At 40.3% G+C, this 24052-nt stretch carries 17 protein-coding genes, 2 tRNA genes and 1 pseudogene; 13 read left to right on the top strand and 7 right to left on the bottom strand.

The window, feature by feature from the left end; all coding sequences use genetic code 11:
- Nucleotides 1–47 precede the first annotated feature (47 nt).
- The 4 genes from F960_RS18990 (at nt 48) to F960_RS18975 (ending at nt 7025) form a co-directional block, all read left to right on the top strand.
- The gene (locus F960_RS18990) at nt 48–1418 is read left to right on the top strand and encodes a TolC family protein (RefSeq protein WP_373855091.1); all 1371 of its coding nucleotides are present in this window, start codon (nt 48–50) and stop codon (nt 1416–1418) included.
- Nucleotides 1419–2681 carry an efflux RND transporter periplasmic adaptor subunit gene (locus F960_RS18985; protein WP_004869880.1) on the top strand — a complete coding sequence of 421 codons (1263 nt, stop codon included), beginning with the start codon at nt 1419–1421 and terminating at the stop codon, nt 2679–2681.
- Nucleotides 2671–5862 carry an efflux RND transporter permease subunit gene (locus F960_RS18980; RefSeq protein WP_004869879.1) on the top strand — a complete coding sequence of 1064 codons (3192 nt, stop codon included), beginning with the start codon at nt 2671–2673 and terminating at the stop codon, nt 5860–5862. The genes F960_RS18985 and F960_RS18980 overlap by 11 nt, the downstream gene beginning before the upstream one ends.
- 152 nt (nt 5863–6014) lie before the next feature.
- Nucleotides 6015–7025, top strand: a complete 1011-nt coding sequence (locus F960_RS18975) for a cation diffusion facilitator family transporter (protein ID WP_004869877.1) — start codon at nt 6015–6017, stop codon at nt 7023–7025.
- Between the two features lie 141 nt (nt 7026–7166).
- Here F960_RS18975 and F960_RS18970 read toward each other — a convergent pair whose 3' ends face one another.
- From F960_RS18970 to F960_RS18950, 5 genes are all read right to left on the bottom strand, one after another.
- Nucleotides 7167–7508 carry a hypothetical protein gene (locus F960_RS18970; RefSeq protein ID WP_004869875.1) on the bottom strand — a complete coding sequence of 114 codons (342 nt, stop codon included), beginning with the start codon at nt 7506–7508 and terminating at the stop codon, nt 7167–7169.
- A 99-nt stretch (nt 7509–7607) separates the two neighbouring features.
- Nucleotides 7608–7683, bottom strand: a tRNA-Glu gene (locus tag F960_RS18965).
- A gap of 34 nt (nt 7684–7717) precedes the next feature.
- Nucleotides 7718–7793: transfer RNA gene (locus F960_RS18960), tRNA-Ala, on the bottom strand.
- A gap of 57 nt (nt 7794–7850) precedes the next feature.
- Nucleotides 7851–9359 (bottom strand): glutamate--tRNA ligase, encoded by a 1509-nt coding sequence (gene gltX / locus F960_RS18955; RefSeq protein ID WP_004869873.1) that lies wholly within the window; start codon nt 9357–9359, stop codon nt 7851–7853.
- Between the two features lie 138 nt (nt 9360–9497).
- Nucleotides 9498–9800, bottom strand: a complete 303-nt coding sequence (locus F960_RS18950) for a hypothetical protein (RefSeq protein ID WP_004869871.1) — start codon at nt 9798–9800, stop codon at nt 9498–9500.
- Nucleotides 9801–10196: 396 nt separating this feature from the next.
- Between F960_RS18950 and F960_RS18945 the strand changes: the two genes are divergently transcribed.
- Complete coding sequence (locus F960_RS18945) at nt 10197–11198, top strand: sulfate ABC transporter substrate-binding protein (RefSeq protein WP_004869869.1); 1002 nt, start codon at nt 10197–10199, stop codon at nt 11196–11198.
- 264 nt (nt 11199–11462) lie between these two features.
- On the top strand, nt 11463–12476 hold the full coding sequence (locus F960_RS18940; RefSeq protein WP_004869866.1) for a sulfate ABC transporter substrate-binding protein: 1014 nt from the start codon (nt 11463–11465) through the stop codon (nt 12474–12476).
- 194 nt (nt 12477–12670) lie between these two features.
- Here F960_RS18940 and F960_RS18935 read toward each other — a convergent pair whose 3' ends face one another.
- A complete protein-coding gene (locus tag F960_RS18935; protein ID WP_004869864.1) occupies nt 12671–13012 on the bottom strand; it encodes a hypothetical protein in 342 nt (113 codons plus the stop codon).
- A gap of 258 nt (nt 13013–13270) precedes the next feature.
- Between F960_RS18935 and rsmH the strand changes: the two genes are divergently transcribed.
- The 7 genes from rsmH (at nt 13271) to F960_RS18900 (ending at nt 21296) form a co-directional block, all read left to right on the top strand.
- On the top strand, nt 13271–14194 hold the full coding sequence (rsmH, locus tag F960_RS18930) for a 16S rRNA (cytosine(1402)-N(4))-methyltransferase RsmH (protein ID WP_004869862.1): 924 nt from the start codon (nt 13271–13273) through the stop codon (nt 14192–14194).
- On the top strand, nt 14194–14553 hold the full coding sequence (gene ftsL, locus F960_RS18925) for a cell division protein FtsL (RefSeq protein ID WP_004869860.1): 360 nt from the start codon (nt 14194–14196) through the stop codon (nt 14551–14553). Before rsmH ends, ftsL begins: the two co-directional genes overlap by 1 nt.
- A 13-nt stretch (nt 14554–14566) precedes the next feature.
- Entirely contained in the window at nt 14567–16384 is a 1818-nt protein-coding gene (ftsI, locus tag F960_RS18920; protein ID WP_004869859.1) for a penicillin-binding protein PBP3, read from the top strand.
- Nucleotides 16385–16401: 17 nt separating this feature from the next.
- Nucleotides 16402–17895, top strand: coding sequence for a UDP-N-acetylmuramoyl-L-alanyl-D-glutamate--2,6-diaminopimelate ligase (locus F960_RS18915; protein WP_004869857.1), 1494 nt, complete (start codon nt 16402–16404; stop codon nt 17893–17895).
- Between the two features lie 9 nt (nt 17896–17904).
- A complete protein-coding gene (locus tag F960_RS18910) occupies nt 17905–19299 on the top strand; it encodes a UDP-N-acetylmuramoyl-tripeptide--D-alanyl-D-alanine ligase (protein WP_004869855.1) in 1395 nt (464 codons plus the stop codon).
- Nucleotides 19300–20418: a phospho-N-acetylmuramoyl-pentapeptide-transferase gene (mraY, locus tag F960_RS18905; RefSeq protein WP_004869853.1), complete on the top strand. Its 1119-nt coding sequence runs from the start codon at nt 19300–19302 to the stop codon at nt 20416–20418. It abuts the gene before it with no gap.
- 71 nt (nt 20419–20489) lie between these two features.
- Nucleotides 20490–21296: a putative RNA methyltransferase gene (locus tag F960_RS18900; protein WP_004869852.1), complete on the top strand. Its 807-nt coding sequence runs from the start codon at nt 20490–20492 to the stop codon at nt 21294–21296.
- Between the two features lie 222 nt (nt 21297–21518).
- On the opposite strand, the pseudogene F960_RS18895 reads toward F960_RS18900, so the two are convergent.
- Nucleotides 21519–23943, bottom strand: a pseudogene (locus F960_RS18895) (penicillin-binding protein 1A); the annotation flags it as partial.
- Nucleotides 23944–24052 lie beyond the last annotated feature (109 nt).

Below are 24052 nucleotides of genomic sequence, written 5' to 3'. Positions count from 1 at the left end.
CTTCAATTTTGTGGGGCATAATCATGTCTAAAAAAACATTTAAATCTATGGCAGATCAAGCTTTGGATCATTCATCAGGTGTCGTCATCCCTCAACGGGCGATGTCTTGGGCGAGTTTGGCATTGCTTGCAATGTTTACTTTGCCTGTTGTGGGTCATTCAAAATCAACTGAAAATTTGAGTTTGTCCAATGCGCTTGAAAAGGTAAAAACGTTTCAAGCGACCCAAGGGGTGTGGCAAACTCAGGCTCAAATTGCAAATGCGAACAAAAAACAAGCCAAGCTGTGGATAAATCCAAACTTATCCATAGAACAATCTGGCTTTAAAAATGATCAGGAGAAAGAGCTTTCTATCGGTATTTCTCAGCGTTTGGATTTGTTCGGTGAGCGTAAAGCGCAGCAAAAATTAGCAGAAATTTCATCTAATCAAGTGGCTTTAAAACAGCAGATTTATCAGGCGCAATTGGAGCTGGTTGTAAAGCATCTTTGGTCTCAACTGGCAATTTTAGAGCTTGAGCGTGATGTGGTTTTGGAGCAGCTTAAAAATAGTCAGGAAAATCTACAAGTAACGGAAAAGCGTTATCAGGCGGGAAATATTGCTCAAGTTGATGTTGATCGTATTCGGATAAATACTTTGGAAAATGAGCGTTTATTTAAGCAGGCTGAGTTAGAGTTAAAAGTTGCTCGACAAAATTTGAGTCAACTTTGGGGTGAATCAAGTTCGCTATTATCTATCGATCAAAATCCAAAAAATTTATGGCCTTTTGATAGTATTTCCAATGTGGAACGTTTTCAAAAAGATAATTTATTAGAAAAGAGTTTGCAGTTACAGATACTTGAAAGCAAAACTAATATTGATGTTTTGAAAGCTGAAGCTAGACCAAATCCTACGCTCAATGCAGGGATTAAACGGACATCTTCACCAGAAAGTTCTACTGAAAACCAAGTGTTACTCGGTGTAGAAATTCCTTTGAATATCTTTAATCGCAATCAATATGGTGTTGAGATCAGTCAAGCCAAACAGCAACTTTTGGATCGACAACAGCAGTTTTATCGCAGTCAAAATAAGATCAAAGTCAGTCATCTCTTGTCTGAGTTAAATGATCTGAGTTCACAGTTTCAACAGCTTCAAAATATTCAAATCCCACTAGCACTTCGCGTGCAACAGAAAACTTTGCAAGGTTTTCAAGCCGGTAAATTTGCAGTCACAGACGTTCAGCAGGCAACGATGCAGTTGCAGGATGTTCGTTTGCGTCGGGTGCAGTTGTTAAAAACTGCTTGGCAACGCGCAATAACAGCTGAGAGTTTAAGTTTAGGGGTTTCTCCTGAGCAGATTATGGCGGCAGATGCACTTGATCAATTGAATCAAAATGCGTGGCAAGACACTCAAAATTTACCTGTGATTGGTGGGGGGAAATAAATGAATAAGCTTAAAAAACAAATGGCTCAACTTGGATCTGCACATCGTCAAACTGGAAAAATATCACAAAAATTGTTGATCATCATTGCGTTATTGATAACAGCATTGGTTGCAATTGCTTTATTTTTCACTGGAAAAAAAGAGCAAAAAGAGGCAAATGAAGGACATGCAGAGGAGGCTGAGCATGGTCATGACGAGGCAGAAAAAGGTGCTGATGATCATGAGCAATCTATCGTATTAACTGCGAAGCAAATGACTGAGCAAGGGGTGAAGCTAGCAAGTGTTGAAATGGGTGAAGTGATAAAAACTAACGCTTATCCAGCAAAACTAAGCATTAATACAGATCGCCAAGCGCATGTATCGCCAAGTTTTAGCGGTCATGTTGAGTCTGTAAATGTTGAGTTGGGACAAAAAGTTCAGAAAGGACAATTGCTTGCAACTTTATTGGTCCCTGATCTGGTAGATCAACAGGCAAATTTACAAATAGCACAGACCAACCTCACTTTAGCGCGCCAAGATTATCAACGAGAACAACAATTGTGGTCGCAGGGGATTTCTGCAAAACAGGACTATCAACGTGCATTTAATGCATATAAACAGGCGGAAATTCAGGTTCAGGCTGCTAAATCTCGTTTAAGTGCATTTGGTGCAACGACTGTTTCAAATGGTCGTTATGCTTTAAAAGCACCAATTTCAGGCGTCATCAGTAAAAAGGATTTGGTGGTTGGTGAAAATGTTCAGCTTGCAGATCAGTTGTTTACCATTGATCAGCTCGACCAACTTTGGCTTGAGTTTACCGTGCCAAGTTCTGAATTTGCCTCAATCGAACCCAATCAGACGCTTGAGTTTAAGTCCTTACAAACAGGGCATCTATTTAAAGCACAAATTCAAAGCTTAAATAGTGAAGCCGATGCGCAAACAGGTCGTTTACAAGTGCGTGCCAAGGTTTTATCAAATGCGACTGAACTGCGTCCGAACTTGATGGTCAATGTTGTGTTAACACAAAATTCTTCGGCTCAAGCGCTACGTATCCAAAAAACAGCGATTCAGCAAATAGAAGGAAAAAATGCTGTTTTTGTTTCACATGAACATGATGGGAAAATGGAATTTGAAGCGCAAGTTGTTGAGCTTGGACAATTTTCATTGGATGGACAATGGGTCGAAATCAAATCTGGCTTAAAACAAGGTCAGAAATATGTGGCTCAAGGCAGCTTCCTTTTGAAATCTGAACTTGAAAAGGGGGAGGCGAGCCATGAGCATTAAGCATGAAAATTCATCTCCACATTCAAGTGAATCATTGGATGAAAATTCCAGCCAAGATGCGGTACAGGTAAAAGGATTATTTGATCGTATTATTCAGTTTTCGATCCAAAATGCTATTTGGGTGATGCTCTTTATTGTGGCTTGGATCGGTGTCGGAATTTGGAGCTATCAAAAATTACCGATAGATGCTGTGCCTGATATCACCAATACTCAGGTTCAGATCAATACTGCTGCCAATGGCTTTACTGCATTAGAAGTTGAGCAACGTATTACTTACCCCATTGAAAATGCCATGTCAGGCATTCCCAAGCTTGAGCAAACACGTTCGATTTCTCGTTATGGTTTGTCACAAGTAACGGTGATTTTTAAAGATGGTACAGATATTTACTGGGCTAGGCAGTTGATTAATCAGCGTTTGCAAGAAGCCAATGGAGAACTCCCAGATGAGATCACGCCTACGATGTCTCCTATTTCGACAGGTTTGGGTGAGATATATCAGTGGGTCGTCAAAGCTGAGCCAAATGCCAAAAAGCCAGATGGAACACCGTATAGCGCAATGGATCTTAGGGAAATCCAAGATTGGATCGTTCGCCCACAATTGCAAAGAGTACAAGGTGTTGCTGAAATCAACAGTATCGGGGGGTATAACAAGACTTATGTGGTTTCCCCTGATTTAAAGCGTTTGCAACAACTGCAAATCCCATTGTCAGATTTGCAAAATGCGCTTAAGGAAAATAATGAAAACCGTGGTGCTGGGTTTATTGAAAACAATGGTCAACAGCTGACAGTTCGTATCCCAGGTACGCTAAATAGCATTGAAGATATTCAAAATATCAGTATTGCCACTAAAAATGGTGTGCCTGTTCGTGTCGCCGATATTGCTACAGTTTCCATCGGGCATGATTTAAGAACGGGTGCTGCAACCTACAATGGCGAGGAAACCGTACTTGGCATTGCCATGATGATGATGGGTGAAAATAGTCGCAATGTAGCCAAAGCTGTCGATGAAAAAATTCAAGCCATTCAAAAATCATTGCCGAAAGGAGTGGTGATTGAAACTGTATATGACCGCACAAATTTGGTTGATCGAGCGATTTATACCGTTCAGAAAAACCTAGTCGAAGGCGCGATTTTAGTCATTATTATTTTATTTATTTTTCTTAGTAATTTTCGAGCTGCCTTGATTACTGCCTGCGTTATTCCACTTTCGATGTTGTTTACTTTGACAGGCATGGCTGAACAAAAAATTAGTGCCAATTTGATGAGTTTGGGCGCGCTCGATTTTGGGATTATTGTCGATGGTGCCGTGGTTATTGTTGAAAATTGTATTAGACGGCTTGCTGAAGCGCAGCATTTAAAAGGTCGTTTGCTGACTCGTGCTGAACGATTTAAAGAAGTTTTTCTGGCAGCAAAACAGGCGAGACGCCCATTGATTTTTGGGCAATTGATTATTTTGGTGGTGTATTTACCGATTTTTGCCTTGTCAGGTGTGGAGGCAAAATTATTTCATCCGATGGCAATGACCGTGGTACTGGCTTTGTTGGGTGCAATGATTTTATCTGTCACTTTTGTTCCTGCTGCGGTAGCTTTATTTGTGACCAATAAAGTTCAGGAAAAAGAAACTCGTTTGATGGTGTGGCTAAAGTCACGTTATGAAAAAATACTCAATCATGCTTATGAGTTTCGAGGATTTGTGCTCACGATTGCAGGCTGTATTTTATTTCTCACCGCTATTTTAGCCACAAAAATGGGCAGTGAATTTGCTCCGCAGTTGAGTGAGGGTGATTTTGCGGTTCAGCAAATGCGTTCGCCAAGCACGGGACTAGAACAGTCATTGCGTATGCAGGAAAATACCGAGAAATTATTACTCAAAGAGTTTTCTGAAATTAAAGCGATTTTTGCGCGGACAGGTACGGCAGAAGTAGCGACTGATGTGATGCCACCGAACATTTCTGATGGCATTATTTTGCTTAAACCGAAGTCTGAGTGGAGCAATCCGAAACAATCCCTAGATGAATTGCGTACACGTATGCAAGCTTTCTTGGCGACATTACCCGGAAATAATAGTGAATTTTCTCAACCGATTGAATTGCGTTTTAATGAATTGATTTCAGGTGTGCGTAGTGATGTTGGAGTGAAAATTTTTGGTGATGATATGAATGTGCTGGATCGTGAAGCACAGCGTTTATCGCAAAAAATCAAGGCAATTTCAGGGGCGACAGCGGTCAATGTTGAACAAACCACGGGCTTACCTTTGCTCAATGTTGAGGTCAACAAAGCACTTGCTTCCCAATATGGTCTCTCTGTCAAATCGATCCAAGATTTGGTTGCTGCAAGTGTTGGAGGCGAAAATGTTGGGCAGATTTTACAAGGTGACCGCCGTTTTGATTTTGTGATTCGTTTGGGTGAGGCAGAACGCACACCAGAGCATTTGGCTTTATTGCCGATTCAATTGCCAAATGGTGGTTTGATCCAGCTACAGGACGTTGCAAAAGTAGAAAATATTTCAGGGATCAATCAGGTCAGCCGTGAAAATGCCAAACGACGTGTGGTGATCACAGCAAATGTTGAAGGTCGTGACCTAGGTTCCTTTGTTAGTGAATTGCAGGCGACTTTGGCAAAAGAAGCGTTACCTGCGGGTTATTGGCTTGAATACGGTGGACAATTTGAAAATCTTGCTTCTGCGAAGTCGCGGATGCAATTGGTCATTCCTCTGGCATTGATCACCATTTTCATATTGTTAATGGCTGTTTTCCATAGTGTCAAAGATAGTTTACTGGTCTTTAGTGGTGTGCCATTTGCATTGTCAGGCGGTTTGGTGGCGATTTGGCTTAGAGATATTCCATTGTCCATGTCGGCAGGGATCGGCTTTATCGCGCTTTCTGGTGTCGCTGTGTTGAATGGTTTGGTTATGCTGACATTCATTAAAGAATTGCGTGAACAATACAATTTACAACATGCCACTTGGTATGGCGCGATATTGCGTTTGCGTCCTGTATTAATGACCGCATGTGTTGCATCTTTAGGGTTTATTCCAATGGCGTTAGCAACAGGAACAGGCGCGGAAGTACAGCGACCATTAGCAACGGTCGTGATTGGTGGAATTATCTCTTCAACTTTACTAACCTTGGTATTGCTACCTGTGTTATATCGCTGGATCAACGAAAAGCGTGCAGCATAGTTCGTTGTATAAGTTGCACAAAGTGTCTTGATCAAGACATGGCAAACGGTGCATGTTAAGGCTGCATCGTTTGTCATGAAAATAAAGAGCAATAAAAATTCACAAACAGGTGAAATTTATTCGGTATTTTACCTGCTTGTCTAGGAGTGGATATGGCGGAACAGCATCAAGGGCATGAGCATAGTCATGCTGTGGTCACTGAAGGCAATGCAAAGAAACTCACCTTTGCTTTGGCTTTGACCTCGACTTTTTTGATTGTTGAAGTTATCGCTGGGTTTGTCACCCAAAGTTTGGCATTGCTTTCTGATGCCGCGCATATGTTTACAGATGCAGCTGCACTTGCAATTGCTTTGGTGGCGATCAAGATTGCTAAACGTCCTGCTGATGATAAGCGGACCTTTGGATATGAGCGTTTTGAAATACTGGCAGCGCTGTTCAATGCTTGTATGTTATTTATGGTCGCAATCTATATTTTATATGAAGCATACCAGCGTTTTAGTCATCCCCCAGAGATTCAAAGTGTCGGCATGTTGGTTGTTGCCGTAGTTGGGCTCATCATCAACCTCATTTCCATGAAAATCCTCATGTCAGGTGCACAAGAAAGCCTAAATGTAAAAGGGGCTTATCTTGAGGTCTTGAGTGATGCTGTCGGCTCAATTGGTGTCATTATTGGGGCGATTGTAATTTATTTCACGCAATGGGTTTGGATCGATACGCTGATTGCTGTGTTGATCGGATTTTGGGTTTTGCCACGGACATGGATTTTGTTAAAACAAAGTATCAATATCTTGCTTGAGGGTGTGCCTGAAGAGATTGATATTGAAAATCTACGAAATGATCTACTGGCTTTAAAAGGGGTGGAAAGTATACATCAACTCAAAGTTTGGGCGATTACTTCGAAAAATGTGCATTTGACTGTGCATCTCTTTGCACCCCATGCAGATCGTAACCAGCTCTATCATGATGCGGTTGAAATGTTGACTCATCAACATGGGGTAACGGAAGTGACGTTGCAGATCGAAGATGATGAATGTATGGCACTTGAACATACTGGAATGCATGATTCTCACGATCACGATCACGATCACGATCACGATCACGATCACGATCACGATCACGATCACGATCACGATCACGATTCAAATCAAAGTCAAAAGAATTAAATTTAAAATCTATGTAATGTATTTAAAAAAAAGTGATTGTTCCGTGGAGCAATCACTTTTTAAGTTATTATTTTATTAAAATCTTAAGCATATAAGTTCACGATAAAACATGAACATAATCAAAGCTAAAAATACGATTTATTATTGAACATGCCATTCGTGATGACATTCACGGCATTTCCAATCTTTGTTGGCATTCATAAATGATTGCATAGAGATTTTAAAATCTGGTAGATCACGCCAAAACATAATCCCAGCACCTACACAAACGACAAAAGCAACCACTGTTGCGATTTGAATCGTTGATCCAGCCCCATCTGAAAAGATCCACAAACCAATGCTCAGTACGACAAGCAAAAGCAGGACAAAAAGAGCAGGGATTAAAATCACCAAGCTTTTTGGTACTACAGGTTTTGCAACAGTATTGCCATTGCTAATAGGCATGATTTTAGGGCTTTGGCATTTTGGGCAACGGTATTGCATTTCAACTCCACGCGTATTTTTACATTGTGATTGCATGACATTATATAACGAAATTACAGGCAATAAAAAAGCCACTGATATCAGTGGCTTTTTTGAATCTGGCGTCCCCACGGGGATTCGAACCCCGGTTACCGCCGTGAAAGGGCGATGTCCTAGGCCTCTAGACGATGGGGACTTATGAGGCTGACACAAAAGGTGAAACGATTAAGTGGTGGAGCCAAGCAGGATCGAACTGCTGACCTCTACAATGCCATTGTAGCGCTCTACCAACTGAGCTATGACCCCAGTTTGTGTGAGCGCAATATTATGGATATTACGCCCACACGTCAACAAAAAAATCAGTTATGCTTCATCAACTGCATCATTTTTCGGCAATTTTAAGCTTTCGTTGAGTTTTTCCCAAACTTTTGCTTCTTTTTTGCTCGGACCACCCACGATTTCAAGTGCATGGCGTAAACGAGCGAAGGTCAAATCTGGACCAATCGTCACCATTGATTGCATCACTGGGGTTGAACTGGTTGAACCAGCAATCGCAATAAAGAATGTTGGCATGAAGTCACGAAGTTTAATTTCCATCTGGCTTGCCAAATCCATCAAGGTTTGGCTTACAGTATCATTATTCCAAGTAAACATACTTTCCAAACGCCAAATTGCAAATTGCAAACTCATACGAACCTGCTCTTCAGTCAATTTTTTGCTTTCAAATTGTTCTTTGCTGATTTGTGGGAATTGGTTGAAATAGAAACCAGCCCAATTCACCGCTTCAGAAAGTAGGTTAATACGAGGCTGAATTGCCGCAGCGATATCTTCAAGTTTTTGACGATCACCTTGCCAAGCCAAAATGGTATTGAGCAATTCAGCAGGGCTGAGTGCTTTGATCCATTGACCATTTAACCAATTGAGTTTTTCTACATCAAAAATTGGACCACCGAGAGAGACACGTTTAATGTCAAAGTTCTCAATCATTTCAGCCAGAGTGAATTTTTCACTTTCATCTGGCATAGACCAACCCATACGACCTAAATAGTTGAGCAATGCTTCAGGAAGTACGCCGATATCTTTGTAATAATTGATTGACGTTGGGTTTTTACGTTTAGAAAGTTTTGATTTATCTGGGTTACGAAGCAAAGGCATATGACAAAGCTCTGGCATATCCCAACCAAAGTATTTGTAAAGCAATTGGTGTTTTGGTGCTGATGGAATCCATTCTTCACCACGAATCACGTGGGTAATTTCCATCAAGTGGTCATCAACTACGTTTGCCAAATGGTAAGTCGGTAAGCCATCTGTTTTAAGCAAGATTTGCATATCAACTTGCGCCCATGGAATCTCAACTTCACCACGGAGCATGTCGTTAAATTTGCAGACACCTTCTTCAGGCACTTTCATACGAATGACATGTGGTTCATCAGCAGCTAGACGACGAGCCACTTCTTCTTTAGAAAGTTTTAGACCACGACCGTCATAACGAGGTGTTTCGCCACGTGCTTGCTGTTCAGCACGCATTTCATCTAATTCTTGCGCAGTTGCAAAACAGTAAAAAGCATGACCTTGATCAACCAAGTCTTCAGCATATTTTTTATAAATGCCCATACGTTCTGATTGACGATAAGGTGCATGTGGTCCGCCGACATCAGGACCCTCAGACCAATCTAGACCCAACCAACGAAGCGAATCTAAGATCATTTTTTCAGATTCAGGTGTTGAACGGAGTTGATCGGTATCTTCAATACGTAAAATAAATTCACCGCCGTGTTGTTTAGCAAAACACAGGTTGAAGAGTGCGATAAATGCTGTACCGACATGTGGAAAACCGGTAGGAGAGGGTGCAATACGAGTACGGACTTTCATAATCAAATATTAATCGAATCTAAATTGGGAACTATTATAACGAAAAAGCCCAATTGCTTAAGGCTTAATTCAGCATATTGCAATTGGGCTTCTCTAAAATTCTCTTGGGGGAAAGAATTTGTATAACTTTCTACACGTTTATGAAGAAGAATGTGGTTGGAACAAAGCTTGGATAAAACGTGAAAACTTTTGATTTTGTTCAGCTAAAAAGTTTTGTGTAGGTGCAGATTTAATTGCAGTCAACACTTTTAATTCGTCATTAATTGAATTGTTATCGCCACGTTTTTGCTGACTTAACGCTTTTTCAATAGGTGATTGTTTTGTCACCACAGTCGAATTTACAGTCTTATTTGTATCTTTAATCAGAGCAGAGTGTCCTGATTGCGCAACAAACATTAAGCTTAGTGATAAACCTAATGCTTTAAACAATGAATGATTCATGTCCTATCACTCCCCGATATGATGGTTCTTTATTGTTTTAACACCCACGTCGAAATTTACATTTAAAAATGAAAATATTTAACTGGGTCACACTTTTTACAAAGGATAAACAAAAAATGATCTAAAAACAACCTTTAAATTCACGTATACATATTTAACAGTAAAATATGGAGAGAGTTTGAAGAGATTATGAAAGGATAAAGTTAAGATTTTGCAATAGATGACATATCATTTGAAATATTAATTAAACAATAAATATAAATTTCATAGATATAAAGCACAAATTTGGATATCTTAAATCTCGAATTGAAATTGAATTAATAATATAAGCTATTGATTGTTATGTTTAAAAAATAAAAATATAGTACACAAAATCTCTACAAAAAAGTGTGAAAAATGAAAACAATATTATTCAGCAGTTTATTTAGCATTGCATTGTTGAGCAGTGTTCAAACACATGCGGGAAAAGAGTTTCTAAATGTTTCCTATGACCCTACTCGAGAGTTTTATCAGGAATATAATCAAAAATTTTCAGAATATTGGAAAAAAAGTACAGGTCAGGATGTCGATTTCAAACAATCGCATGGAGGTTCGGGAAAACAGGCTCGTTCAGTGATTGATGGCTTGAAAGCCGATGTGGTGACTTTGGCGCTTGCCAATGATATTGATGAAATTGCCAAAGCGGGATTGATCAAAAAAGATTGGCAAAAAGAATTCCCAAACCATTCAGCACCCTATACATCAACGGTGGTTTTTCTCGTTCGTAAAGGCAATCCGAAAAAGATCAAAGATTGGAATGATCTCACTAAACCAGGTGTAGAAATCATTACGCCAAATCCAAAAACAGGTGGAGCGCCGCGCTGGATCTATTTATCTGCATGGGGTTATGCATTGAAACAACCCGGTGGAAATGATGCCAAAGCACGTGAATTGGTGAAAAAGTTATACCAAAATGTCAAAGTTTTAGATTCGGGGGCACGAGGTTCATTGACAACCTTTGCTGAGCGAGGCATAGGCGATGTGTTGCTGTCTTGGGAAAATGAAGCTTTATTGGCAACGCAAGGTCTAGGCAAAGATAAATATGAAATTATTTATCCTTCTATCTCGATTTTGGCTGAACCATCGGTAGCGATCGTGGATAAAACCGTAGATAAAGACGGAAATCGCCAATTGGCGAAAGGTTATCTCAACTATCTTTATTCACCACTTGGACAAGATCTAGCGGCAAAATACAATTTCCGTCCACGTAATACACAAGTTGCCGCAAAGTACGCCTACAAATTTCCAAAGATAAAATTATTTACCATTGATGCCGTTTTTGGAGGATGGGCAAAAGCGCAGCAAACGCATTTTGTGAATGGTGCGATTTATGATCAAATTTCTAGTGAGAAAAAATAGTGAAGTAGTTTAAAAATAAAAATCTCAAGCTAAATCAGAAAAATCATGAAACGGGTAAAATTTTATTCGTTTCATTCATAAGTTTTGCATAAAAAGATATATATAAAAAATGTAGAATGATAATTTTAAGATAATGATAAAAAACAGATAAATATAAAAATTTCAATTTTTGACTATATTCTATTCAACGCATGACTCAATTGCGTATCTGCACAAATTTTCATATAGTGACAACAATTAATTACATATTTTGACTGATTGAAAATGAATAAGTTCAAAACGTTTTTGAACGCGACTTTGCTCGCGACTGGTTTGGCTTTTACTGTAAATTCTGCGCAAGCGGCAGATCGCCAATTCCTCAATGTTTCATATGATGCTACACGTGAATTTTACGATGAATTCAACAAATCATTTGGCGCATATTGGTTGAAACGCACAGGAAATAAGATTGATTTCAAACAATCACATGGCGGTTCTGGTAAACAAGCCCGTGCTGTTGTGGATGGTTTAAAAGCAGATGTTGTGACTTTGGCTTTGGCAAACGATATCAATGAAATCGTCAAATCTGGTCAAATCAATCCAAATTGGCAAAAGCAATTTCCACATAACTCAGCACCTTATACTTCAACCATCGTTTTCATGGTACGTAAAGGCAACCCAAAACACATCAAAGACTGGAGTGATTTGGTTAAACCGGGCGTACAAATCGTAACGCCAAACCCAAAAACAGGTGGTTTACCTCGCTGGATCTATTTGTCAGCGTGGGGTTATGCCTTGAAACAACCAGGCGGTAATGATGCCAAAGCACGTGATTTTGTCGGCAAAATGTATGGCAATGTCAAAGTAATGGACTCAGCAGCGCGTGCTTCTATGACGACTTTTGCTGAACGTGGTATGGGCGATGTGCTTTTGACTTGGGAAAATGAAGCATTGATGAGCAAAAAAAGCTTAGGTAATAAGTTTGATATTGTTTATCCGTCTATGTCGATTTTGACTGAGCCTTCTGTTGCAATCGTTGATAAAAATGTCGAAAAAGATGGCAATAAATGGTTAGCGAAAGGCTATATCAACTATTTATATTCACCACTAGGTCAAGATATGGCTGCTCGTCATTTCTATCGTCCTCGTAATGCACAAGTTTTGGCAAAATACCAAGCACAATTTCCAACACTTAAAACATTTACCATTGATGAAGTTTTTGGCGGTTGGGCAAAAGCGCAACAAACTCACTTCGTAAATGGTGGTGTGTTTGATCAGATCTATAACTCAAAACGTTAATCGCGAATGATTTTGAATGCTGCAAAATACTTATGTGGCATTTTAAATCAAAGTGCTTATCTAGCCCTTTTCTAAAAAGAAGAGGGCTTTTTTATGATGGTAAAATTTTCATAGATGCTGACTATTTGAGTGAGATTATACGCTTCAAACTCTGCTCAAAATAATCAATTTAAAACTTCTAAGAAATTCAGTATTTAATCCTTTTCAAGGATCAGCATACATTGATCAAAACTTTGCTGCGCTTTCAATTGATTTTGTGGAAATTCATTTAAATAACGTTCAACCAATTTATGTGCGTAATTTTGATAAAATTTAGGTTTATGGTAGGCATACGTTGGCGTGCTGTTATTAAAATAAAATGCAAAAGATTCAAATAATGCCTCGGACTGCAAAACAGTATTTGGTTGACGGATGACATTGCAAAAAATGGCTTGATGTTTACGTCGATCTTGACTGTTTGGGGTATTTTGCCAGTAAAAAAATACAGCGATAATAATGAGGCTGAATATTCCGAAAATCAAAGCAGGTTTTTGCATGGTTATTTGGACTTAAGTTGAAGATTTTGATGTGTTGATGAGGTTGCAGAACGAATGCTTTACAGGCTCAATTTTCTTGACTGACAATCGCAATATAAGTTCCAAATTTGCCGAAGTGCAATCTTTCTTTGTTTTAAATGCGTTAAAAACGGTTTTCTCTATGAAAAGTAATATTTCCCTACAAAAAGTCGTTTGGAGCTTTTTAAAAACAAGGTAATAATGTGCAGTTACATTTTTGAATGAATTGAACTTGTTTTTATGTCTCATATTTCGGTATTACTCAATGAAACTGTTGATGCGTTATTGGCAGATCGCAATACAGGTGTTTATGTCGATGGGACATTTGGGCGTGGGGGACACACACGCTTACTTTTGTCGAAATTAGACGAAAATGCTCGCGTTTACGCCTTTGATAAAGATCCTCAAGCATTAGCAGTGGCTTATGAATTAGAGAAAGAAGATTCTCGATTTAAAATTATTCATGCAAGTTTTGCTGATTTATTAGATGAAATGCATAAATTAGAGATAGAAACAGTCGATGGGGTGATGGCAGATTTGGGCGTGTCATCTCCGCAACTTGATCAGGCAGATCGTGGATTTAGTTTTATGCACGATGGACCTTTAGATATGCGTATGGATAATTCGCAAGGTCAAACTGCGGCTGAATGGTTGGTGGATATCGCTGAAGAAGATTTGGCAAATGTCATTTTTAAATATGGTGAAGAGCGTTATAGCCGCCGTATTGCCAGAGCGATTAAGCAAGCAGGTTATATCGAAACAACTGCTCAATTGGCTGAAATCGTGAAAGTTGCCCATCCTAAATGGGAAAAAAATAAGCATGCTGCAACACGAACTTTCCAAGCGATTCGTATTGCCATTAACAAAGAACTAGATGATATCGATGTATTTTTGCCGCAAGCTGTAGAAATATTGAAACCTGAAGGGCGTTTGGCGGTGATCAGCTTCCATTCTTTAGAAGATCGTATTATTAAACAATTTATCCAAAAAGAATCGACCTTGGCTGAAGATACAGGTTGGGGCATGCCAACAAAGCCAGTGGATACACGTCGACTTAAAAAAATCTCACGTATTCGTGCCAGTGAAGAAGAAGTACGTGCTAACCCTCGCTCACGTAGTGCGTGGCTTAGAGTTGCTGAACGCTTAGAGAATAAAGGCGCATAATGAAAACAGAAACATTGCAGGACAATACCGAAGAAGTTGCCCAAGAGTCTCCTAAAAACAGAATCGGGCATAAGCGAGTGGCTGCTTATGCGATTTTGATTGCTATGGTTTTTATTAGTGCAATGATGGTGGTATTTCAAGTCTTTGAGTATCGAAATGATTTTAGACAGCTGAATTCATTCATGCGTGAAAAAAATGATATCAATGCAGAATGGGGGCGTTTGCTGATCGAGCAACAAACCTTTGGAGCGACTGCACAAATCGGTACTCGTGCAGTGACTCAGTTACGCATGTATTCACCTCCAGCCAATCAGACTGTAGTGATTTCTTTACCTCAAACTTCAGAACAAAAACATTAAGGCACGCTGTATCATGGTAGAAAAGCGAATTAAGCAACCGCGCAAAAAGCAACAATCGATTAGCCAAAGACCTTCTTTAGCTTTGGATATGTGGCGTTTTTATTTGATGTGGGGCGTGGTCCTTTTATGTTTTGTGATATTGATTGCACGGGCATTTTATGTGCAAGTGATCAATAAAGACTTTTTGCAAAATAAAGCCAATGCCAAGATTTTAAGAACTGAAAAAATTAAAGCCATGCGTGGCGTGATCAGTGATCGTCATGGTGTGCCTTTGGCGATTAGTACGCCAGTCATGACCATTATTATTGATCCTCGTGATTATTTTGAAACTAAACAAGAAAATCAGGATGTTTTAAATCAACTTAAAGAAGAGCCAAATAGCCGAAAATTAAAACGTCAATTGACAGATAAAAATCTAAGCCTAGATGAACTTGCAGATATGGTCGGCTTGGATCGAGCAGCATTTAAAAAACAAATGAATGATCGTCCTCGTTCACGTTATTTGGTTTTGAAAAAAGAAGTACCACCACCACAAGCTGATTTAATTATCAAACGCAATTTCGCTGGGGTTTATACTGAAACCAGTTATAAGCGTTACTATCCGCAGCCTCAACCGAATGCTCAAATTATTGGTTTGACCAATAACGATGGTACAGGGATTGAAGGCTTGGAAATGAAGCTGAACAAAGAGCTTGCGGGCGTTGATGGCGAGCAAAAAATTGTTCGTGATAAACACGGGAACCGTATCAAAGTTCCTGAAGTCATTAAAGAAATGCAACCTGGTCAAAACGTGACCTTGAGTATTGACTCTCGTTTGCAATACATCATGTACCGTGAATTGACCGCAGTAGGTGTTGCCAATAATGCCCGTTCTGCATCAGCGATTGCTGTTGATGTAAAAACGGGTGAAATTTTAGCCATGTCAAGTTGGCCTTCTTATAATCCAAATGATAAAGATGGTCTAAAAAATAAAGATGCCATGCGTAACCGTGGCGCGATTGATATGTTTGAGCCAGGCTCAACCATGAAACCATTTACAGTTGCTGCTGGTCTTGAAAGTGGTAAATACACACCAAATACCATTATCAACACTAGTCCGGGGTCGATGGTAATTGGTAATCACTTGATTCGTGATACACACAATTATGGTGCATTGACGGTTACGGGTGTAATCATTAAATCATCTAACGTAGGTGCTGCTAAAATTGCACTTTCAATGCCATATTCAACTTTACCAACATTCTTAAAACGTATTGGTTTTGGTCAACGTTCAGCGGTTCGCTTCCCTGGGGAAAGTCCGGGATTGATCTTGCCGCCTTCACTTTGGCACGTGTCACAGATTGGTACGATGGCGTATGGTTATGGTATCAACACGACCATGCTGCAATTGGCTCAAGGTTATGCCATGCTCGCCAATCATGGGATCAAGCATGACTTAAGTTTGTATAAATTGGATGCTCCACCAAAAGGTGAGCAAGTGGTCGCGCCAAAAATTGCTGACGATGTTGCATTGATGCTTGAACAAGTAACGATGCCGGGGGGAACTGCAACTTTATCTACGATTCCGGGATATCGTGTAGGTGGTAAAACAGGTACAGCGCATAAGTTGCGTCCTGACCATCGTGGTTATTCTAGTACTGAATATCGTGCTTTATTTGCAGGGATTGCGCCGATCAGTAATCCACGTCTTGCGATTATTGTGGTGGTCGAAAATCCTCGTGGCTCTTACTACGGTGGTGTCGTTGCTGCACCTGTATTTGCACATATCATGCAAGAATCTTTACGCTTGATGAATGTGCCTTTAGATAAACCTTTAACTGCACAAAAATAGTCGATAGGTAAAATAAAATGTTAAATTTCCAAGACATCGACCCAATTGCAAACGACCTGCCTTGGGCAAATCAACCATTTAATGGTTTTTGTTTAGATAGTCGTTATGTTGAAAATGGGCAAATTTTTATTGCCCTAAATAGCTATACTCAGCCTGAAAAAACACTGCAATTTGCTTTGTCTGCCATTGAAAAAGGTGCGCTTGCTATTATTTCTGAGTCTGATTTGGGGCTGGAAAATGCATTGGTTTGCACAGATGTTCGTCATCAAATGGGGCAGTGGCAAAAGCTTTATTTGGCAAAAGCAGATCCTGTGACGCCTGCTCGTGTTTTGGCTGTGACTGGTACTAACGGTAAAACCACTATTTCACGTTTGGTTGCCGAATTGTTGGCATTACAAGGCAAACGTTGTGCTGTCATGGGGACGACAGGCAATGGAATTTTACCTGATTTGCAAGCTTCATCGCATACCACATTGGATGCGGTACATTTACAAAATTTATTGCATGATTTTGCTAAACAAGGTGCTGAATTTGCTTCAATTGAAGCCAGTTCACATGGTTTAGAACAAGGTCGTTTAAATGGTGTCGATATCGAAATTGCAGCCTATAGCAATTTGAGTCGTGATCATTTGGACTATCACGGAACGCTTGAAGCCTATGCTGAAGCAAAATCTCGTTTATTTAAATTTCCGACTTTAAAAGTTGCGGTCATCAATGTCGATGATGAACATGCCACAGTGATGTTGGATGCAGCGAGTAGCAATCCTGCTCATCCTCGAATTTTGACTTATTCGACTTCAAAAGCTGCTGATTATCAAGTCTTTGCTATCAAATATAGCATTTCAGGTGCCACATTTAGACTTAAAACACCTAAAGGTGAGTTTGAAGTGATAAGCCCATTGCTCGGACATTTCAATATTGAAAACCTTGTAGCAAGTTTGATCGTTGCTGAACAAGCTGGTTTTGAATTACAGCTTTTGATCAACCTCGTACCACAGCTCAAAGGTGCGCCAGGTCGAATGCAAGTGATCCGTGACGGCGAGCGTCTATTTGTAGTGGACTATGCACATACGCCTGATGCTTTGATTCAAGTATTAAAAACGCTTAAGCGTCATACTTCCAATCAGCTTTGGGCAGTATTTGGTTGCGGTGGTGATCGTGATCGAGGCAAACGACCTTTGATGACACAAGCTGCCCTTGATCATGCGGATATCGTGGTCTTAACAACAGACAATCCACGAACTGAAAACCCTGAACAAATTTTTGCCGATATGAAACAAGGCATAAAGTTTGAAGATCATAAAGTCAAAGAAATTCATGATCGTCGTGAAGCGATTAAAGATGTTGTAAAAAATGCCCAGTCTGGCGATATCGTTGTTATCGCAGGCAAGGGACATGAAAATTATCAAGAAATTGATGGCGTACGCCATTGGTTTGATGATGTTGTTGAAGTGCAATCGGCTATCGATACACTTCATCATAAACCAAATTCCGCATATCCTGCTCAATAGGAAAAAAAGATGCATACCTCTACCACCAGTACAGTAGCACTAGAGCCATGGACAGCGACACAGTTGATGGAAGCAACACAGGGCTATTGGTACCAAGATCGGGTGCCCGATGGTGAAATTAAACGAATCTTGACAGATTCACGTGATGCTGAAAAAGGCGATGCATTTTTGGCACTCAAGGGCGAACGTTTTGATGCGCACAATTTTATTGCGCAAGTTGCTCAAGCTGGCTGTCAGGTTGCAATCGTAGATCATCCTGTAGAAGCAGATCTTTGTCAGTTAGTCGTTGCCGACACTCGTTTGGCACTGGGTCATTTGGGGGCTTATCGCCGTGCTCAATGTCAAGATCTAAAAGTATTGGCATTGACAGGTAGTAGCGGTAAAACCACCACTAAAGAAATGTTAGGCAGTATTTTATCTGGTTTAGCACCGACCTTAATCACTCGCGGTAATCTCAATAATGATTTGGGTGTGCCGATGATGTTGTTGGAACTTCGTCCTGAGCATCAATATGCTGTGATGGAGTTGGGAGCAAGTCATAAAGGTGAAATTGACTACACTTCAAATCTGGTTCAGCCTCATGTCGCAGGGATTTTAAATATCGGGACTGCACATTTGGGTGAGTTTGGTGGGCGTGATGGTATTTGCCGCGCCAAATCAGAAATTTACCGTCATATTGATGCACAAGGCACCTCGATTGTGCCAGCTCATGATGATTTTACTGCTGAGATTCGCCAAGCGGTAGAGACAGAAAAAGTCTTAAGTTTTGGTGAAGGTGGTGATGTTTTTGCAACAGATGTGCAATTACACCCACAATCTGCCCAATTTAAAATCCACACTCCTGAAGGTGTTCGTGATGTGAATCTGCCATTTGCGGGTTTGCATAATGTGCATAATGCTGAAGCTGCGACTGCATTTGCACTGGCGATTGGCGTGCATTTGGATGAGATCGTACAAGGTTTGGAACATGCGATTGGTGCTAAAGGGCGTTTGAATTTTATCAAGAAAGATCAATATCTTTTCATTGATGATACCTATAACGCCAATCCAGCTTCCATGCGCGCTGCTGCTGAAGTTTTAACACAGCAACAAGGCATTAAAGTCATGTTGATGGGTGACATCGGTGAGCTAGGCGAGAGCAGTCGTCAGGAACATCACGATTTAGGACGTGATGTGGTAAAATTAACGATAGATTATGTGATCGCTGTTGGTGAATTTGCGGATTCAACTGCACAAGGTGCATCGTCAGACAAACTCAAAGCTTTTGCAACACAAGCAGAGGCGTTATCTTATTTACTCAATTTAGTTCAACAACATCAACCCCAGTCTATGAGTTTCCTCTTTAAGGGTTCTCGTTATACCCATATGGAAACGTTGATGGCTGATTTGATGGAGAAACTTTAAATGCTGTTATGGTTATTTGAACATTTGGCGGGCTATAACAGCACGTTTCAGGTTGTTCGATACTTATCTTTACGTGCTTTACTCAGTGTCTTGACTTCACTGACGATAGGTTTGGTTCTTGGTCCAGTCATGATTCGTAAGCTACAAGCTTTAAAATATGGACAGGCAGTGAGTTCTTATGCTCCTGAAAACCATGCGAAAAAGATGGGTACGCCAACCATGGGCGGGATTTTGATTCTGCTCTCAATCGGGATTAGTACCTTGCTCTGGGCAGATTTGTCCAATCCTTATGTTTGGATTGTGCTGGCTGTGATGGTGATTTTTGGTGCTGTAGGTTGGGCTGATGACTGGATTAAAATCCGTTATAAAGACAACGCAGGATTACCAGCCAAAAAGAAATTTTTCTGGACTTCTATCGGTTCATTGGGCGCAGGTATTGCACTGTATGTGATTGCAGTACACCAACCGAACCCTGTGTATACCTCAAATATGTTGGATCTGTTGATTCCATTTTTTAAACATTTGAGTATTCCATTATCTGCAATTCCATTGGGTATCGGCTTTATCATTTTCACTTATTTGGTGATTAATGGTGCTTCAAATGCCGTGAACTTAACGGATGGCTTAGACGGCTTGGCAATCATGCCTATCGTATTGGTTGCAGCGGGTCTAGGTGTCTTTGCATACTTGGCAGGTGATATTCGTTTTGCGAGTTATTTGCATATTCCATATGTAAAATACACTTCTGAACTCGTCATTATCTGTTCGGCAATGATTGGTGCAGGCTTGGCATTCCTTTGGTATAACGCTCATCCAGCGCAAATCTTTATGGGGGACGTTGGCGCACTTGCACTTGGTGCAATGCTCGGAACTATCGCTGTTATGGTACGTCAAGAGATCGTATTTGCGATCATGGGCGGTGTATTTGTTGTGGAAGCAATCTCTGTATTCTTGCAAATCGGCTCACTGCGTATGCGTAATAAGCGTGTATTCTTGATGGCACCATTGCATCATCATTACGAGAAAAAAGGCTGGCGTGAAACTCAAGTCGTGATTCGTTTCTGGATTATTACGATTATGCTAGTAGTTTTAGGCTTAATGACTTTAAAATTACGTTAAGCAAAACCCATCAAAAAAAGTCGGTATATGCCGGCTTTTTTTATGCGTTCAAGTTGAATTTGGAGTAAATAATGAATCTTTTGATGTGTCCAGTATGTCGTGAAGCATTAAGCCTAACGGATCGGACTTGGCGTTGTGAGCAAAATCATAGTTATGATATAGCCAAACAAGGATATGTTAATTTACATGTAGTTCAACATAAACACAGCAAAAATCCGGGTGATACTGTGGATTCGGTACAGGCTCGTCGTGCATTTTTAAGCGCTGGATTTTATGCGCCACTACGCTCAGCAGTCGTTGAAAAAATACGTGAAATGCGTATTGAAAATCTACTCGATATTGGCTGTGGTGAAGGCTATTATACCGATGCTATGCAACAAGAAGTCATGCAGTGCGTAGGTGTAGATATCGCTAAAAATGCTGTGCAAGTGGCTGCAAAACTCAATAAAGAAGTCACTTGGGTTGTGGGAACAGGTGCTACTTTGCCTGTGCTCGATCATTCAATTGATTTATGTACTAGCTTGTTTAGCCCGATTCCAGAACAAGAAATTTTACGTGTATTGAAAGATGAAGGGCATCTCATGGTGGTTACACCAGCGCCTGAACATTTGTATGCGATGCGAGAAGCATTATTTGATGAAGTGAAAGCACATGATCCGCACAAGTTTGTAGAGCAACTTGCGGCACACTTTGAGTTGCTTGAAGCTCCTATTGTGACCTCTGATTTTGAGCTTGACCAAGAACAGCTTAAAAATCTAATCGCGATGACACCTTATGCTTATAAAGCAAAAGCAGAGAAACGTGCTGCATTGGAACAAAATGAGAAATTTAAACTAAAAGCTGCATTTCAAATTTATTTATTTAAAAAGAAAAGTTAAGTGATTTTGACTTCTATGTAGTACTAAAAAAACCGTCCTAAGACGGTTTTTTTTTCGCGTGAATATTATTTCTATAAAAAATGTTTCAATAAAACTATTTCTATAAAAACTATTCCACTTCGTTAATTAATTTTTCTATCGAGTCACGTGAAGGTTGTTGTTCACGTTTCTGCGGAGAAGTTGTAGCCGAATTTGATGACGTTGGTGCTGGTGAATTGTCATTATCAGGCAAATCATCAAAGTCATTTCCAGGATTACGTGCTTCTACAGGCGCAGGTCGATAGATTGGTCGAGCCATCGGAGGTGATGAGCGATAGTCATCTTGACGGCTTTCAACTTGTTGCTGTTGACCACGTTGTTCACGTGAAATTGGATCTTTGGCATTTTTGTCGAAACGTACCCAAGCCGAAGAAGTTCCCTGTAACGATTTGCCCATAAAATTGGTCCAAATCGGTAATGCAGCAACACCACCAAATTCACGACGACCGAGAGTTGTTGGTTGGTCAAAACCAACCCAAGCAATTGCAACTAATTTTCCATTGAAGCCTGCAAACCAAGCATCTTTGGCATCATTGGTTGTCCCTGTTTTACCACCAATATCATCACGACCGATTTTCAATGCCGCACGACCCGTACCATGTACGATTACGTCATGCAAAATATTGGCCATATCAAATGCGGATTGAGATTTTAAAATACGTTGAGCTTGGCGATATTTACTATCGACAATCGCAACTTCTTTTTTATTGGCATCTACAGTTTTGCTAGATACACGGAATGCTTCATCATCTGGAGTGAGTTCAGCTTCTGGATTTTCTTGATCATCTTTTTGGTTAATACACGGGATACAAGCATAATCAGGATTTGCTTCAAAAATCACTTTGCCATAAGCATCTTCGATACGGCTAATAAAATGCGGTTGGACACGGTAACCACCATTGGCAAATGTGGCATAGCCTGTTGCCATTTGCACAGGTAGAACCTGAGGTGTACCGAGCGCAATAGTGAAGTTAGAAGGAATTTGATTTTCTTGTAGACCGAAATCCATCAAAAGTTGGCGTGCACGCTCAATCCCGACGCTTTGTAATAAACGTACCGAAACTGTATTTCGAGATAAATACAATGCACGGCGTAATGGGATCATCCCCAAATAACGACCATCAGAGTTTCTCGGTGTCCAGCGACCAATTGTGATTGGGCTGTCATTGACCATGGTATAAGGGGTCATTCCACGTTCTAAAGCCAAAGCATAGATAAATGGTTTGATGGTAGAACCCGGTTGACGCCAACCTTGCAATGCACGGTTAAAGCGAGATTGATAAAAGTTGTAGCCACCCACTACAGCTTCAATCGCACCATCATTTGGATTTAATGCAATCAATTGACCTTGTACACGAGGAACCTGTACCAAAGACCAAGAGGTTTTTTCTTGGTTTGGACGTAAACGCACGATATCTTTAACCGATACAATTTGTGAGGCGCGACTAGGTGCACCACCCACGGCATTGGCATTGATATATTTTCTAGCCCAAGACATACCTGACCATGGAACGGTTACAGTAGAACCATCCTGCATTTTTGCCTCAAAAGTGTTAGCACCCACTTTGATGACTTCAGCAGGGTAGGTATTGCCATAAGCCATAAACTCAGTCAAAGGTTTGTCATGAGCTTCAGCACCACGCCAGCCGTGACGACGATCATAGTCCTCAAGTCCAGCCTGTACCGATTGCTCAGCATATTCCTGACGTTTGCTGTCGATGGTGGTGTAAACTTTATAGCCAGAGTCCACAGCTTGATCGCCAAACTTTTCAACCAGTTCAGAACGAACCATTTCCCCTACATAGGGAAATCGGTTGCTGAGACTACGATCTGGCATACTCAAATTTAAAGGCTCAGCGACCGCTTGGTTGTATTGAGCTTGTGAGATGTAGCCCAATTGCAACATACGTCCTAAAATCCAGTTACGACGCTCAAGCGCACGTTCTGGATTGACCACAGGATTGTATTTTGACGGTGCTTTAGGTAAACCTGCAATCATGGCCATTTGAGCGACCGAAAGTTGATTTAGGTTTTTGTTATAGTAAATCTTTGCAGCGGCGGCGATACCGTAAGCATTTTTCCCCAAGAAAATTTTATTCACATATAAGGTAAAAATTTCTTCTTTTGATAAGTTTTGTTCGATTTTTCGTGCCAAGAACACTTCAGTTAGTTTGCGTTTTAAAGTCCGTTCAGGAGTCAAATAATAGTTTTTGGCAACCTGCATGGTGATGGTTGAACCACCTGTTTGCACGCCTGAGCCAGTAACACTTTCACTGACTGCACGTCCAAGACCTTTAAAACTAATTCCGCTGTGCTCAAAAAATGAAGAATCTTCAGCTGCTAAGAAAGCATGCACAAAAGTTTTGGGAATTTCTTTGTACTCAACTGGTACTGAAAGTTTGCCGCCATATTCTGCGATAAGTTGATTGTCTGCCGAATAAACTTGTAATGGTTTTAATAATGGTGCTTTTTTTAGGGAGCTCATTTCCGGCAGAGAAGGAGCGATATAGAGATACATTCCGTAAAAACCCATAGGAATTGCGACTAATACTATAATTATTAGCAAAAAAATTGGGTGAATACGGCCTGAAGAAGATAGCTTTTTCATAACAAGTAAGTTTTAATAGGAGCTAATGGCAAACTAATTACGAGTCAGTATAGCTTCTTGGCGAACGGATTGTTAGATGAGTTATTGTATCCGTAAAAAATAAATTAAG

This window comes from Acinetobacter gerneri DSM 14967 = CIP 107464 = MTCC 9824 (assembly GCF_000368565.1).
GTDB lineage: Bacteria > Pseudomonadota > Gammaproteobacteria > Pseudomonadales > Moraxellaceae > Acinetobacter > Acinetobacter gerneri.
Note: the sequence above shows the minus strand (reverse complement) of the source record. Positions and strands in the feature narration are given on the sequence as shown.